The 13,969-nt window shown below is 64.4% G+C and carries 10 protein-coding genes; 6 read left to right on the top strand and 4 right to left on the bottom strand.

Going from position 1 to position 13,969, the window contains the following annotated elements; translation table 11 throughout:
- The 4 genes from ABIB91_RS25160 to ABIB91_RS25145 all read left to right on the top strand — a co-directional run bounded on the left by ABIB91_RS25160 (nucleotide 1) and on the right by ABIB91_RS25145 (nucleotide 2,596).
- Nucleotides 1-477, top strand: a complete 477-nt coding sequence (locus ABIB91_RS25160; RefSeq protein WP_354168217.1) for a glutathione peroxidase — start codon at nucleotides 1-3, stop codon at nucleotides 475-477.
- Nucleotides 474-731 (top strand): DUF3297 family protein, encoded by a 258-nt coding sequence (locus ABIB91_RS25155; RefSeq protein WP_007595651.1) that lies wholly within the window; start codon nucleotides 474-476, stop codon nucleotides 729-731. The genes ABIB91_RS25160 and ABIB91_RS25155 overlap by 4 nt, the downstream gene beginning before the upstream one ends.
- A 188-nt stretch (nucleotides 732-919) precedes the next feature.
- Nucleotides 920-2,089 (top strand): D(-)-tartrate dehydratase, encoded by a 1,170-nt coding sequence (gene tarD / locus ABIB91_RS25150; RefSeq protein ID WP_354168215.1) that lies wholly within the window; start codon nucleotides 920-922, stop codon nucleotides 2,087-2,089.
- Nucleotides 2,090-2,308: 219 nt separating this feature from the next.
- Nucleotides 2,309-2,596, top strand: a complete 288-nt coding sequence (locus tag ABIB91_RS25145) for a GIY-YIG nuclease family protein (protein WP_027519749.1) — start codon at nucleotides 2,309-2,311, stop codon at nucleotides 2,594-2,596.
- 339 nt (nucleotides 2,597-2,935) lie between these two features.
- Here ABIB91_RS25145 and ABIB91_RS25140 read toward each other — a convergent pair whose 3' ends face one another.
- A complete protein-coding gene (locus ABIB91_RS25140; RefSeq protein ID WP_354168212.1) occupies nucleotides 2,936-4,288 on the bottom strand; it encodes a malonyl-CoA decarboxylase in 1,353 nt (450 codons plus the stop codon).
- A gap of 180 nt (nucleotides 4,289-4,468) precedes the next feature.
- Entirely contained in the window at nucleotides 4,469-5,320 is an 852-nt protein-coding gene (locus tag ABIB91_RS25135) for an AraC family transcriptional regulator (RefSeq protein ID WP_354168210.1), read from the bottom strand.
- 60 nt (nucleotides 5,321-5,380) lie between these two features.
- On the opposite strand from ABIB91_RS25135, the gene ABIB91_RS25130 reads away from it, so the two are divergent.
- Nucleotides 5,381-6,553: an MFS transporter gene (locus tag ABIB91_RS25130; protein ID WP_354168208.1), complete on the top strand. Its 1,173-nt coding sequence runs from the start codon at nucleotides 5,381-5,383 to the stop codon at nucleotides 6,551-6,553.
- A gap of 577 nt (nucleotides 6,554-7,130) precedes the next feature.
- Entirely contained in the window at nucleotides 7,131-9,398 is a 2,268-nt protein-coding gene (locus ABIB91_RS25125; RefSeq protein ID WP_354168206.1) for a cation:proton antiporter domain-containing protein, read from the top strand.
- Here ABIB91_RS25125 and ABIB91_RS25120 read toward each other — a convergent pair.
- Nucleotides 9,395-12,553: an efflux RND transporter permease subunit gene (locus ABIB91_RS25120; protein ID WP_354168204.1), complete on the bottom strand. Its 3,159-nt coding sequence runs from the start codon at nucleotides 12,551-12,553 to the stop codon at nucleotides 9,395-9,397. The genes ABIB91_RS25125 and ABIB91_RS25120 overlap by 4 nt on opposite strands.
- Before the next feature lie 15 nt (nucleotides 12,554-12,568).
- Complete coding sequence (locus ABIB91_RS25115) at nucleotides 12,569-13,762, bottom strand: efflux RND transporter periplasmic adaptor subunit (RefSeq protein ID WP_354168202.1); 1,194 nt, start codon at nucleotides 13,760-13,762, stop codon at nucleotides 12,569-12,571.
- Nucleotides 13,763-13,969: the final 207 nt, after the last annotated feature.

The raw sequence follows: 13,969 nt of genomic DNA, 5'->3' as shown, positions 1-13,969 counted from the left end.
ATGGCCGTGATCTACGACTTCAAGGCCAACTCGCTTCTCGGCGAAGAAGTGCCCATGCGCCGCTTCGAGGGACAGGTGCTGCTGATCGTCAACACCGCGAGCAAATGCGGCTTCACGCCGCAATATCGCGGGCTGGAGGATCTGCATCGCGATCTCAATCCGCGCGGCTTCTCGGTGCTCGGCTTTCCCTGCAACCAGTTCGGTGCGCAGGAGCCTGGGCCGGCGAGCGAGATCCAGGCGTTCTGCTCGACCAACTACGACGTCACCTTTCCCCTGTTCGAGAAGATCGACGTCAACGGCAGCAATGCGCATCCGTTGTATGAGTACCTGAAACGCCAGCAATCCGGCCTGCTGGGCGCCTCCATCAAATGGAATTTCACCAAATTCCTGGTGGATCGCGCCGGCAAGGTGGTTTCGCGCTATGCGCCGACCGCGCGGCCCGAAGGATTACGGCAGCAAATCGAGACCCTGTTATGAGCGAGACAATCATGAGCGACGAATTTCCGGACCGCCTCTCGGTCGATCCGAGCAGCCCCTATTACAACGCGGACATTTTGGCGCGCGACGTCGGCATCCGCTTCAAGGGCGTCGAGAAGACCAATGTCGAGGAGTACTGCATCAGCGAAGGCTGGGTCCGCGTCACCGCCGGCAACGCCAAGGACCGCCACGGCAACCCGCTGACGATCAAGGTGCACGGCCCGGTCGAGCCGTATTTCAGGGATAAGAAGTAAGTACTGGCACTGCGAGGAGTGAGCTCAACTCTTAGTCCCTCATCCTGAGGAGCGCGGAACGCGCGTCTCGAAGGATGAAGGCCCGGCCAGTGGCCTCGCCCTTCGAGACGCCTGCTTCGCAGGCTCCTCAGGGTGAGGGTCTGCCGGATAGCTTCGTTCGCAATGACGAAAGTGAAAGGCCAAACCCCATGTCCGTCCGCATCGTCGACGTCCGCGAGATCACGAAACCGATCTCTTCGCCGATCCGCAACGCCTATATCGATTTCACCAAGATGACGACGAGCCTGGTTGCCGTCGTCACCGACGTCGTGCGCGACGGCAAGCGCGTCGTCGGCTACGGCTTCAACTCCAACGGCCGCTACGGGCAGGGCGGCCTGATCCGCGAGCGCTTTGCCTCGCGCATCCTGGAGGCCGATCCGAAATCGCTGCTGAATGCGGCCGGCGACAATCTCGACCCCGACAAGGTCTGGGGTGCGATGATGACCAACGAGAAGCCGGGCGGCCACGGCGAGCGCTCCGTCGCGGTCGGCACCATCGACATGGCGGTGTGGGATGCGGTAGCGAAGATCGCAGGGAAACCGCTTTTCCGCCTGCTGGCTGAGCGTCACGGCGTCAAAGCCAATCCGCGCGTGTTCGTCTACGCCGCCGGCGGCTATTATTATCCGGGCAAGGACCTCTCGATGCTGCGCGGCGAGATGCGCGGCTATCTCGATCGCGGCTACAACGTCGTGAAGATGAAGATCGGCGGCGCCGATATCGAGGACGACCGCGCCCGCATCGAGGCGGTGCTGAAAGAGATCGGCAAGGACGCGCAGCTCGCCGTCGACGCCAACGGCCGCTTCGATCTCGAGACCGGAATCGCCTACGCCAAGATGCTGCGGGATTATCCCTTGTTCTGGTACGAGGAAGTCGGCGACCCCCTCGACTACGCGCTGCAGGCAGCCCTCGCCGAATTCTATCCGGGACCGATGGCAACGGGCGAAAACCTGTTCAGCCACCAGGACGCCCGCAATTTGATCCGCTACGGCGGCATGCGGCCCGACCGCGACTGGCTGCAATTCGACTGCGCGTTGTCCTACGGCCTGTGCGAATACCAGCGCACGCTGGAGGTGCTGAAAACTCATGGCTGGTCGCCGAGCCGCTGCATCCCCCACGGCGGCCACCAGATGTCGCTCAACATCGCAGCCGGCTTAGGCCTCGGCGGCAACGAGAGCTATCCCGATCTGTTCCAGCCCTACGGCGGCTTCCCCGACGGCGTCCGCGTCGAGAACGGCCACATCACCATGCCGGAGCTGTCAGGCATCGGCTTCGAAGGCAAGTCGGATCTCTACAAGGAGATGAAGGCGCTGGCGGAGTAGCGCAACGCGAGGGGCGCGACGGCCGCGCCACACACTCCGTCATTGCGAGCGCAGCGAAGCAATCCAGAGTGTTTCCACGGAGGCAGTCTGGATTGCTTCGTCGCATCAGCGCAAATTGCTTTGCAATTTTGTCGCGAGCTCCTCGCAGTGACGATGTCGGCGAAAGTCTCGCAATCATCTCTTGGATATCATGAAAGCTCTCCTCAGATGAGCACGATCATGAAGCAGCCTTGCGTGTACATGTTCGCCAATCGCCGCAACGGGACGATCTATACAGGCGTCACGTCCAATCCACCGCGCCGCGCGTTCGAGCACCGCGAGGGCTTGGTGAAGGGGTTCTCGTCAAAGTATGGCTGCAAGCTTCTCGTCTGGTACGAGCTGCATGCGACGATGACCGACGCGATCACACGCGAGAAGCAGATCAAGGCCGGCAGCCGGGAAAAGAAGCTTGCGCTGATCGAGAGCGTCAATCCGGATTGGATGGATTTGTACGAGACGCTAATCTGATTGCACCAGGTGTCACCACACACCCCGTCATTGCGAGCGCAGCGAAGCAATCCAGAGTATTTCCACGGGAGCAGTCTGGATTGCTTCGTCGCAAGGGCTCCTCGCAATGACGGTGGCGAGAGGGGAGCGCTTCGACGGGCGCTTCGCCTGCTGCGGGCGAATTGCTGGGATTGCGCGAGGTGTCGCCACAATCTCCGTCATTGCGAGCGCAGCGAAACAATCCAGAATCTTTCCGCGGAGGCAGTCTGGATTGCTTCGTCGCAGAGCTCCTCGCAATGACGGCGGAGAGAGCGTCGTCGGCTGGGTTCGCCTTGACGATGTGCCGTGAGCCGAATGTCTCTACGACAGCCGCATGTCCAGCAGCCGCCGCCCTTCGCCCTTCAGCAGCTTCTTCACCGCGCTCGAGGCCACGACCTCGCCGTCATTGGCGTAGGCTTCGTGGTTCTTCTCGATGTCGTCGAGGCGGTAGAGATAGTTGACCATCACGCCGGCGGACTCGCGCACCCCCTTGGGCGAGAGATCGCCTAACCAATTGATGCGCTCGAGGCGGGCGCCGTTGCCGAGATGGAAGCGCGCGACGGAATCGATCAGCTTGCCTTTCGGCGTGCGTGCCTTGAGGAAGTAGTGCGCCGCGAGGGGTTCGATCACGCCACGTAGCAGTGTCGTGGTCTCGGGGTTCTCGAACCATTTGGGATCGTCGAGGCGCTTCAGGATCTCGCGGTCCTCGTCCGACAGCGGCAAATCCTTGTCCTGCTTCACCCATGGCATGAAGCCCGGCACCGGCGACAGCGTCACGAAATTGTCGAGCTTGGGCAATTCGCGGCGCAGCTCCTCCACCACCTGCTTGATCAGGAAGCTGCCGAAGGAGATGCCGCCGAGACCGCGCTGGGTGTTGGAGATCGAGTAGAACACGGCGGTGCGGGCGCGCTCGATCGGGACGGAGGGGCGATCGACCGCGAGCAGCGGCGCGATCGCGCCGGGGATCGTCTCCGTCAGCGCCACCTCGACGAAGATCAGGGGCTCGTCGACCATCGCGGGATGGAAGAAGGCGTAGCAGCGACGGTCGACCGGATCGATGCGGCGGCGCAGATCGTCCCAGTCGCTGATCTCGTGTACGGCTTCATAACGGATGATCTTTTCGAGGATGTTGGCCGGGGTCGACCAGTCGATCCTGCGCAGCACGAGAAACCCCCTGTTGAACCATGACGAGAGAAGATGCGAGACGTCGCGATCGAGTGCGGCGAGATCGGCGTGCCCGTTCATCATGTCGAGCAGGTCGGCGCGCATCTTGACGAGATCGCCGGTGCCGCCGGGCGCGCGGTTGAGGCGGCGGATCAGCTCCTGCCGGCGCGGCTCGGAGGCGAAGTGCAAGGCGCTGGCATCCTCGTCGGCCGGCTTGGCGCGCCATGTCTCGATCGCCTTGGACAGGCGTTCCCGATCCGGGCCGAAATCGCGCACCAGTGCTTCGAAAAAGGCGCGACGTCCCGCCGCATCCAGGTCCTGGTAGATGTCGAGCACCTCACGCGCCATGGCGGTGCCCGAAGCTTCGCCCCGGCCCGACAGCAGCGCGCCGCAGAGCTCGATGAGCCCATCGGCGTCCTGCTTGGTGTCGGCAGAATCCCCGCGGCGAAGCAGAGTGCGGCCACGCTCGGAGATGGTGGTGAGCAGGTCGGAGAAGAAAGCGTTGGCCATCGGGGCTTTCGTGTCAGGTTTGTGCGGTGCGGGAATCTTACACGGGATTTGGGCGGAAGCCGATCACAATCAAGCGGGGGATTTTGGCAAGTTTAGCGGGGGCGGGCGGTTCGAAAACCCAAAGAAAGCTGTCATGCTCCGGCTTGACCGGGGCATCCAGTACGCCGCAGCTTTTCGGTTCTAGCCGCGCCGTCCCAGAGTACTGGATCGCCCGGTCAAGCCGGGCGATGACACCGAATGTGTGACAAACTCCGTCGGCGTCCGCCCCGTCACCTGGCGGAACGCCGCCGAAAACGCCGGCACGCTGGCATAGCCGAGCTGGGTCGCGAGCTGCTTCACCGACACGTTTGCATCGGTCGACAGCCGCTGGATCGCCGCCGCGATTCTTGCGCGCTGGCACCAGCTCTTGAAGCTCAGCTGCGTCTTGGTCGAAAACAGCCGCGACAGCGTGCGCGCGGAGGTTCCGACCTCGCGCGCCAGCGTGCCGATGTCGTGCAGGGCGGTGGGATCGTCGAGCACGATCATGGCCGCGCGCCGGCAGCGCGGCTCGTGCGGCAGCGGCACGAAGGTTGCGGAATCCTCGGCCTGAACCAGTTCCAGCATCACCAGGCGCACCAGCAGATCGGTCCGCTCCTCGGTATTGCGCGCGTCGAACAGCGCGAGGATCGCCTGGTTCAGCAGCGGCGACACCCGCACCACGAATTCCTTGGTCAGTCCCTCATGGCGCTGCTCGCGCTTCAGCCAGGCGAGGTCGAAATACAGCGTGCGCATCTCGATGTCGGCGAGCAGATCGATGGCGTGCTGGAGCCCGGCGGGGACCCAGACCGCGCGGTCCGGCGGCACCAGCCAGCGCCCCCCGGGCGTCGTCACCTGCATGGTGCCCCTGGCGGCATAGATCAGCTGTGCCTCGCGGTGCATATGCGGATCGATCCGCATGCCCTTGGGGTAGTCGCGCGCGACCAGATGCACGCCCGCGGGCGAGCGATGATTGCTCCGGACCGCCCGGAGGATTGGCGTCTCGACGACAGTCATTGGCGGCATCCCGTCACTCGCCCGACATATAACTCATTTCGGAGCAGGAGAGGATTCGGAATGAACAGCCCCAGCCGGGTGATCAGTTTCGTCAACGCGGGCCATTTCATCGACCATTACGCGATGCTGATTTTCGCGGCCGCGGTGATCATCATGGGGCCGGCGCTCGGCATGGCCTATTCGGAACTCTTGCCTTATGCGACGCCGGGCTTCGTCGCCTTCGGCGCGGGCTCGCTGCTCACCGGCTGGCTCGGCGACCGCTGGAGCCGTCGCCACATGATGCTGATCTTTTTCGTCGGCATCGGCGCCTCCATGATCTCGGTCGGCTTCGTGCAGACGCAGGCTGAGCTTGGCGCGGCGCTGTTCGCGATCGGCATTTTTGCCTCGATCTATCATCCCGTCGGCACCGCCATGATCGTGTCCTACGCTGACAGGCTCGGCCGCGAGATGGGCATCAACGGCGTCTGGGGCAATCTCGGGGTCGCATCGTCAGCGCTGGTCACAGGCGTGATCGGCCAGTACCTCGGCTGGCGCTTCGCCTTCATCGTCCCGGGCATCGTCACCATCCTGATCGGTATCGCCTTTGCGATGATGGTCGTGCACGAGGACCGCAAGGGCTCGAAGCAGGCGGCAGCGCAGGCGCGGGTCGCCAAGCAGGACATGTGGCGCGTGATCCTGTCGCTGCTGATCGTGGTGATCGCGATCTCCACCACGTTCAACGCCGTCACCGTGGCGCTGCCAAAGCTGTTCGCCGAGCGGCTTGCCGATCTCACCAAGAGCCCGGCGCTGCTCGGCGTCATCGCCGCCTGCGTCTACGTGTTCGGTGCGATGACGCAGTACACGATCGGCCGGCTGCTCGACCGCTATTCGCTGAAGACCGTGGCGCTGCCGCTGTCCTTCATGCTGGCGCCGTTCCTGTATCTGGCCGCGAGCCTGTCCAATCTGCCGCTGATCCTGGTCTCGATCGGCATCGTCATGGGCGCGTTCGGGCAGGTCACGGTCAACGACGCCATGGTCGGCAAATACACCAGCGAGGAATGGCGCTCGCGCGCCTATGCCGTGCGCTACTTCATCGGCTTCACCGCGGCCGGCGCCTCGGTCGGCCTGGTCGCCTGGCTCTACGAGCAGGGCGGCTTCGTCACCATGCTGCATGCCTTCGCCGCACTCTGCCTGCTCGCGATCGCAGCCGCGATCATTCTGCCGCGCGAGATCAGGACACCGCACGCGGTGTGAGGGCAATAGTCTCGTGTTCCGGACAAGCTGCAACGCGCGAGCGTTGCGGCGCAGAGCCGGGACCCAGAGGCTGCGAATTCCCGTGCCGCATGGGCCCCGGCTCTGCAGCGCACCGCCGAAGTGGCGCTGCGCTGCGTCCGGGGCACGAGGGGGCGTAACATCAGCTCTTTCCACGCCGTCATTGCGAGGAGCGCAGCGACGAAGCAATCCAGAATCTTTCCAGGGAGGGATTCTGGATTGCTTCCGCCTTCGCTAAGCTTCGGCGGACAAGTCGCTGCGCTCGCAATGACGGGGATGTGGCGGCGGCTCGCTTAGTCTGCCGATGATGCCATCATGCCAGTGTTTTGCCCGACGGAGCAAGTGATTTTCGGCAAAGACGAAATTTGAGTTTCGCAGAGACAAAATTTTTCTTCAGTCTTTTCAACCTCATCCCTACTGTGCATGGGGTTGTTTTCGCGTTTTTTGGTGTTGTCCCCTTACCCGGCCGCGAACTCAAGGAACTCCGGTTGCCTGCCGCGGGTTCTATCCCCGTCATCCCGGCACCTCGCCGGGGCAGATGAAGGGGGAAAATTCTTGCATGCAGTGGAGCCTGCTCCGACCGGTCGGCCTTGTCCCCGCGGCGCTTGTCCTCACCACAGTTGCGGCCAGTGCCGAGGGCGGCAAATCGGCCGGTCCGTCGGAATTCCTGCTGGTGGCCCAAATCGTGCTGTTGATCGCGGTCGGCCGCGGTCTCGGCGAGATCATGCAGCGCCTCGGCCAGCCCTCGGTGATCGGCGAATTGCTCGCCGGCATCCTGCTCGGTCCCTCGCTGTTCGGTTGGGTCTGGCCTGACGCGCAGCACGCGATCTTCCCCAAGACGCCCGAGCAGAAAGCGATGATCGACGGCATCGCCCAGTTCGGCATCCTGCTGCTGTTGCTGCTGACCGGCATGGAGACCGACCTCAAGCTGGTCAGGAAGGTCGGCAAGGCCGCGATCGCGATCTCGATCGCCGGCATCCTCGTGCCCTTCGCCTGCGGCTTCGCGCTCGGCGAGTTCCTGCCGGACACGCTGTTGCCGAATCCGCAAGCCCGCCTGGTGGCGTCGCTGTTCATGGGCACGGCGCTGTCGATTTCCTCGGTGAAGATCGTCGCGGTGGTGGTGCGCGAGATGAACTTCATGCGCCGCAATGTCGGCCAGATCATCGTCGCCACCGCCGTCATCGACGACACCATCGGCTGGATCATCATCGCCGTCATCTTCAGCCTGGCGTCGCACGGCACGCTGGATATCGCCTCGGTGGCGAAAGCCGTGCTCGGCACGCTCGCCTTCCTCGCCATCAGCTTCACCATCGGCCGCCGCCTCGCGTTCCAGCTCATCCGCTGGGCCAACGACAATCTCGTCAGCACCGCGCCGGTCATCACGGTGATCCTGCTGATGATGTGCGCCATGGCGCTGATCACGCATCTGATCGGCGTTCACACCGTGCTCGGCGCCTTTGTCGCCGGCATTCTGGTCGGCGAGTCCCCGATCCTGACGCGGCAGATCGACGAGCGCCTGCGCGGGTTGATATCCAGCTTCTTCATGCCGGTGTTCTTCGGTCTGGCCGGCTTGAGCGCCGACCTCACGGTGCTGCGCGATCCCCATCTGCTGATGCTCACCGGCCTGCTGGTCGTGATCGCCAGTGTCGGCAAGTTCGGCGGCGCCTTCGTCGGCGGAACCGTGGGCGGGCTGAACACACGGGAGTCGCTGGCCCTCGCAAGCGGGATGAACGCGCGCGGCTCGACCGAGGTGATCATCGCCACCATCGGTCTTTCGATCGGCGTGCTCAGCCAGAACCTGTTCACGATGATCGTGACCATGGCGATCGTGACCACGATGGCGATGCCGCCGATGCTGCGCGCGGCGCTGGCGAAGCTGCCGATGAACAAGGAGGAGCAGGAGCGCCTGGAGCGCGAAGAGTTCGAGAGGCGCGGCTTCGTCGCCAATCTCGAACGTCCTTTGCTGGCAGTGGACGAAAGTGTCAACGCCACCTTCGCCGCCCACATTGCCGGCCTGATCGCCGGCATGCGCGGTCTGCCGATCACGGTGCTGCACGTCGGCAAGCGCGCCAAGGAGCAGGAGAAGGAGAGCGGCGAGGCGGAAAGCCACGAGGCGGTGGTGAAGAAGGCCGCCGAGACCGTCTCGGCCCATGGCGATGGCGATTCCGGCAGCGTCGATGTCGTCACCCGGGCAAGGCGTGCGGAGCTCGGCGCGTCCATCGCCGACGAAGCGCGCAAGGGCTTCGACCTCCTGGTCATCGGCGTCGACAAGGTTGCTGCCGCCAAGGATCGCTTCGATCGGAAGATCGAGGACATCGCAGCGAAGTTCGAAGGACCGCTCGCGATCGTGGCGGCCAAGGGCAAGCACCTGAAGCAGCCGATGCCCGAGGCGCTCAACATCCTCGTTCCGGTCTCCGGCAGCGGCGTCTCCAAGCGCGGCGCCGAGGTCGCGGTCGCGCTGGCGCAGGCGGGATCAGGCTCGCTCCGGGTGATCTATGTCGCGACGACGCGGGACAAGGGCGCGCAGCGCGGCGCCTCTCGGGGTCTGAGCCACGAGGCCGGCATCCTGAAGGACGCCAGCGATCTCGCCGCCCGCTACGAGGTCGACATCACCACGACCTTGCGCGCGAATCGGGCGCCGGAAGCGGCGATCCTGCGCGAGATCGAGACCACCGACGTCGATCTCGTGGTGATGGGCGTCGACCGCATCCAGGCCGATCACCTCTCCTTCGGCGGCGTCGCCGACGCCGTGCTCAGGCAGGCAAAGGTTTCGGTGCTCCTGGTCTCGAGCGGCGAGGCGCGGCAGGTGGCTGCGGAGCAAGCCTAGGACTTCACCTCGGCCACTGCCACCGCCTTCGGAATCTTCTTCGACGCACGCCAGTTCTCGAAGCGCTGCACCACCACGAAGAACGCCGGCACGAACAGCACCGCAAGGCAGGTCGAAGCCAGCATGCCCGAGAACACGGTGATGCCGATCGACTTGCGCGCGCTGGCGCCGGCGCCGGTCGCGATCACCAGCGGCACCACCCCGAGGATGAAGGCGAACGACGTCATCAAGATCGGGCGGAAGCGGGCGCGCGCAGCTTCGATGGCGGATTCCAGCACCGGCTTGCCGTCGCGGCCGTGCAGCTCGAGCCCGACCTCGACGATCAGGATGGCGTTCTTGGCCGACAGCGCAATCAGCAGGATCAGGCCGATCTGGCAATAGAGGTTGTTGTCGATCTTCAGGGCATTGAGGATCAGCATGGGGCCGAGCAACGACAGCGGCACCGCCAGGATCACCGAGATCGGCGCGTACCAGCTCTCGTACTGGCCGGCGAGCACGAGATAGACCAGCAGCATGGCGAGCCCGAACACCCAGTAGATCTGGTTGGAGACGGCCTTCTCCTGATAGGACATCGCGGTCCATTCGAAGCCGGTGCCCGGCGGCAGCGTCTTGTCCGCGATCTCCTCCATCAGCTTCAGCGACTGGCCGGAGGAATAGCCCTGCGCCGGCAGGCCGATCACGGTCGAGGACGGATAGAGATTGTAGAGGCTGATCAGCGAGGGGCCGGTGGCCGGCGTGATCGTGGCGACCGTGCCGATCGGGATCATGTCGCCGTTCGAATTGCGCACCATCATGTTGGCGATATCGCGCTCGGTGACGCGGAAGGCGGGATCGGCTTGGGTGTAGACCTGGAACACGCGGCCGAACTTGTTGAACTGGTTGACATAGGACGAGCCGAGATAGGTCGACAGCGCCGCGAACACCTGGTCCGTCGTGACGTGCAGCGTCTGGGTCTTGATCCGGTCGATCTCGACGTTGAATTGCGGCACCGAGGAGCGGAACGAGGACTGCACGCGCTGCAGCGCGCTCTGGCTCTGGCCATTGCTGACCATCGCGCCCGTGATGGCCTGGAGCTTGGCGAAATCGCTGTTGCCGTCGCGCAGCTCGACCTGCATCGAGAAGCCGGCCGCGTTGCCGATGCCCTGGATCGGCGGCGGCGGCAGCACCAGCGTGCGCGCCTCCATGATGACCGCGAGCTTGTCGTTCAGCCCGTAGACCAGCGAGCGCAGATCCTCGCCCGGTCCTTTGCGCGCGTCCCAGTCCTTCAGGATGATGTAGGCGACGCCGGCGTTGGCAAGGGTGGCGCTGTTGTCGAGCGCGGAGATGCCGGCGATGGTGATGACCTGCTGGACTCCGGGCGTGTCCTTGATCAGCTCGCTCGCTCTGTCGAGCACCTTCTGGGTCCGCTCCAGCGCGGCACCGTCAGGGAGTTGCACGGCGGCGATCAGATAGCCCTGGTCCTCGATCGGCAGGAAGCCGGTCGGCACGCGGGACAGGCCATAGCCGCCGATCACGATCAGCACCAGTGCGATCGCGACCGAGATCGTGCTGTTCCTGCACAGCACGCCGATCAGTCGGATGTAGCCGCGCTCGACGCGGTTATAGACCGCGTTGAAGCCGCGATAAAAGAAGTTGCGCTGCTCGGGCGGCACTGTCGGCCGCAGCCAGAGCGCACATTGCGTCGGCTTCAGCGTCGCCGCGTTGATGGCGGACAGAAGCGCGGTCGCCGCGATCACCAGCGCGAATTGCGAATAGATGCGGCCGGTGAGCCCGGCGAGGAACGACGCCGGCAAAAACACCGAGATCAACACCAGCGTGATGCCGACGATCGGCGCGAACAACTGGTCCATTGCTTTGATCGCGGCGTCGTGGCCGTTCATGCCCTGCTCGATGTTGTGGGCCGCGCCTTCCACCACGACGATGGCGTCGTCGACGACGATGCCGATCGCGAGGACGATCGCGAACAGCGTCGACATGTTGATGGTGAAGCCGAGCGCCGCCATGGCGGCGAAGGCGCCGATGATGGTCACCGGCACCGTGGTGGCCGGCACCAGCATCGCGCGCCAGTCCTGCAGGAACACCAGGATCACGACCAGCACCAGCAGGCCGGCCTCGATCAGCGTCATGTAGACCTCGTGCACCGAGGCCTGCACGAATTTGGTGGTGTCGAACGGCGTGTCGTACTTCATGCCCTGCGGGAACGCCTTCGCAAGCTCCGCCATCTTCTTCTCGACGGCCTGCTCGACCTGGAGTGCATTGGCGCCTGGCGACTGGAACACGCCGATGCCGGTGGCCGGCTGCTTGTTTAGCGAGAAGATCTGGCTGTAGGTCTGCGCGCCGAGCTCGACCCAGCCGACGTCGCGCACCCGCGTGACGTCGCCGCTGGTGCCCGATTTGACGATGATGTTCTCAAACTCGGTGGCGTCGTCGAGCCTGCCGTTGACGTTGAGGGTGTACTGAAACGCCTGGCCCGGCGGCGTCGGCGGCGCACCGACCTGGCCGGCCGAGACCTGCTGGCTCTGCTGCTGGATCGCCTGGATGACGTCCTGCGGCACCAGGCCACGGACCTGCAGCTTGTTCGGATCGAGCCACACCCGCATCGAATACTGACCGGCGCCGAACACGGTGACGTTGCCGACGCCAGGCAGGCGCGAGAGTTCGTCGCGGAGGTTGATGGTGGCGTAGTTGCTCAAATAAAGGCTGTCGAACGTCTTGTCGGGCGAGGTCAGCGTCACGAATAGCAGGATCGAGGTCGATTTCTTCTGGACAGTGACGCCCTGGTTCTGCACGGACTGGGGCAGTTGCGACAGCGCGCTGGAGACGCGGTTCTGCACCAGCACCTGCGCGAAGTTGAGGTCGGTGCCGATCTTGAACGTCACGGTCAACGTATAGGTGCCGTCGGAGCCGCTGTAGGACTGCATATAGAGCATGTCCTCGACGCCGTTGACCTGCTGCTCGATCGGCAGTGCCACGGTGTCGATCACGGTCTTGGCGCTGGCGCCGGGATAGCGGGTCGTGACCTGCACCGTCGGCGGCACCACGTCGGGATATTGCGCGATCGCGAGGTTGAACAGCGCGACGCCGCCGATCAGGATCATCAACAGCGCGATGACGTTCGAGAGGACCGGCCGCTCGATGAAGAATTTTGAGATCATGGCAGGCGCTCCTACTTACTTGGCAGACGCCTGCGGCTGCTCGATCTTCGTCATCTGAGGGTCGATCTTCTGGCCCGGAATCACCCGCAGCAGCCCTGCGGTCACCACGCGGTCGTCCGGCTTCAACCCGCTCTCGATCACGCGCAGGCCGTTGTCGACGGGGCCGATCTGCACCTTGCGCTGCTCGACGACGTTGTCGCCGTTGACGACGAGGAGATAGCGGCCGCCCTGGTCGCTGCCGAGCGCGGTGTCGGGCACGAGCAGGGCGTCCTTCTCCTGGGTGAAGGGCACGCGGACGCGGACGAAATAGCCGGGCAGCAGCACCCGCTTGTCGTTGGGCACGAGACCGCGCACCGCGAGCGTGCCGGTCGACTGGGTGAGGGTCGGGGCGACATAGTCGAGCTTGCCCTCATGCGGATAGCCTGCCTCGGTCTGCAAACCGACTTGAATCGGGAATTGCTTCATGTCGGCGGCGGTGAGCCCCCGGCGGGCGGCCTCGGCACGGATGCGCAGCACGTCCTGCTCGTTGACTGTGAAGTTCACATAGATCGGATCCATCGCGACGATGGAGGCGAGTTGAGTGGGCGAGGAGACCCCGACGAGTTCGCCGATCGAGACCATATGCGCGCTGACGACGCCGTCGAATGGTGCGCTCACCTTGGTGTAGCCGTAGTTGACTTCGGCGAGGCGGGTGTTGGCCTGGGCCTGCTGGAGGCTGGCCTGTGCGTTGTCGCGGTTCGAGGTCGAGCTGTCCAAAGTCGCTTGCGAGACCGCTTGCCGCTGCACGAGATCGCTCTGCCGCTTGAAGTCGGCTTCCGCCTGCCGGAGCGAGGCCTGCGCGCCGGCCTCGGCCGCCTGCGCCTGGTCGAGCTTGAGCTTGTAGGTTTCGGGCTCGATCGTGAACAGCTGGGTGCCCTGCTTGACGAACGCGCCGTCCTGGTAGTCGATCGATTGCAGGAATCCCTGCACGCGCGCGACGAGATCGACATTCTTGACCGGCGCGGTGTTGCCGGTGGCCTCGACATACCGCGTCACCGGGCGCTGTACGGGCGTAGCCACGTCCACCTTGGGCGGGGGCGGGGCGACGAAACTGTTCTTGTCCTCGCAGCCGGTGAGTGCGGCCACGGCCATCGCGGCGGCCAGTGCCCGCCCGACATGTCTCCACGCTCCGTTGCTTCGTGCGGGAGATGCGGGATTCGCGCAGGTCATTCGGTGGCCCCCGGTTGCTGTCTGTCGGGGCGGGAGGCTATCAACAAATGCCCGGACGTGGAACACCATAGCCATGGCAGTCGTCGGCCTTGCACCGCAGACTGCGCTGTGGCCTTTGGCAGCTTTGCCGTCACAAACCGCTTTTCATCGCGCGCACGATCGACCAGAATTATGTCACAGGCTGAGCGACGGCGCGCGAAGCGGTCG

This window comes from Bradyrhizobium sp. JR4.3, assembly GCF_040547695.1.
GTDB classification, from domain to species: domain Bacteria; phylum Pseudomonadota; class Alphaproteobacteria; order Rhizobiales; family Xanthobacteraceae; genus Bradyrhizobium; species Bradyrhizobium canariense.
The sequence above is the reverse complement of the archived record's forward strand: the minus strand, read 5'-3'. Positions and strand labels throughout refer to the sequence as shown.

Excerpts from the sequence above, each read along its gene's own strand:
- ABIB91_RS25155 (WP_007595651.1), top strand. The coding sequence starts at position 474 with ATGAGCGAGACAATCATGAGCGACGAATTTCCGGACCGCCTCTCGGTC.
- ABIB91_RS25135 (WP_354168210.1), bottom strand. The coding sequence starts at position 5,320 with ATGACTGTCGTCGAGACGCCAATCCTCCGGGCGGTCCGGAGCAATCAT.
- ABIB91_RS25125 (WP_354168206.1), top strand. The coding sequence starts at position 7,131 with ATGCAGTGGAGCCTGCTCCGACCGGTCGGCCTTGTCCCCGCGGCGCTT.
- ABIB91_RS25115 (WP_354168202.1), bottom strand. The coding sequence starts at position 13,762 with ATGACCTGCGCGAATCCCGCATCTCCCGCACGAAGCAACGGAGCGTGG.
- ABIB91_RS25140 (WP_354168212.1), bottom strand. The coding sequence starts at position 4,288 with ATGGCCAACGCTTTCTTCTCCGACCTGCTCACCACCATCTCCGAGCGT.
- ABIB91_RS25120 (WP_354168204.1), bottom strand. The coding sequence starts at position 12,553 with ATGATCTCAAAATTCTTCATCGAGCGGCCGGTCCTCTCGAACGTCATC.
- ABIB91_RS25145 (WP_027519749.1), top strand. The coding sequence starts at position 2,309 with ATGAAGCAGCCTTGCGTGTACATGTTCGCCAATCGCCGCAACGGGACG.
- tarD (WP_354168215.1), top strand. The coding sequence starts at position 920 with ATGTCCGTCCGCATCGTCGACGTCCGCGAGATCACGAAACCGATCTCT.
- ABIB91_RS25160 (WP_354168217.1), top strand. The coding sequence starts at position 1 with ATGGCCGTGATCTACGACTTCAAGGCCAACTCGCTTCTCGGCGAAGAA.
- ABIB91_RS25130 (WP_354168208.1), top strand. The coding sequence starts at position 5,381 with ATGAACAGCCCCAGCCGGGTGATCAGTTTCGTCAACGCGGGCCATTTC.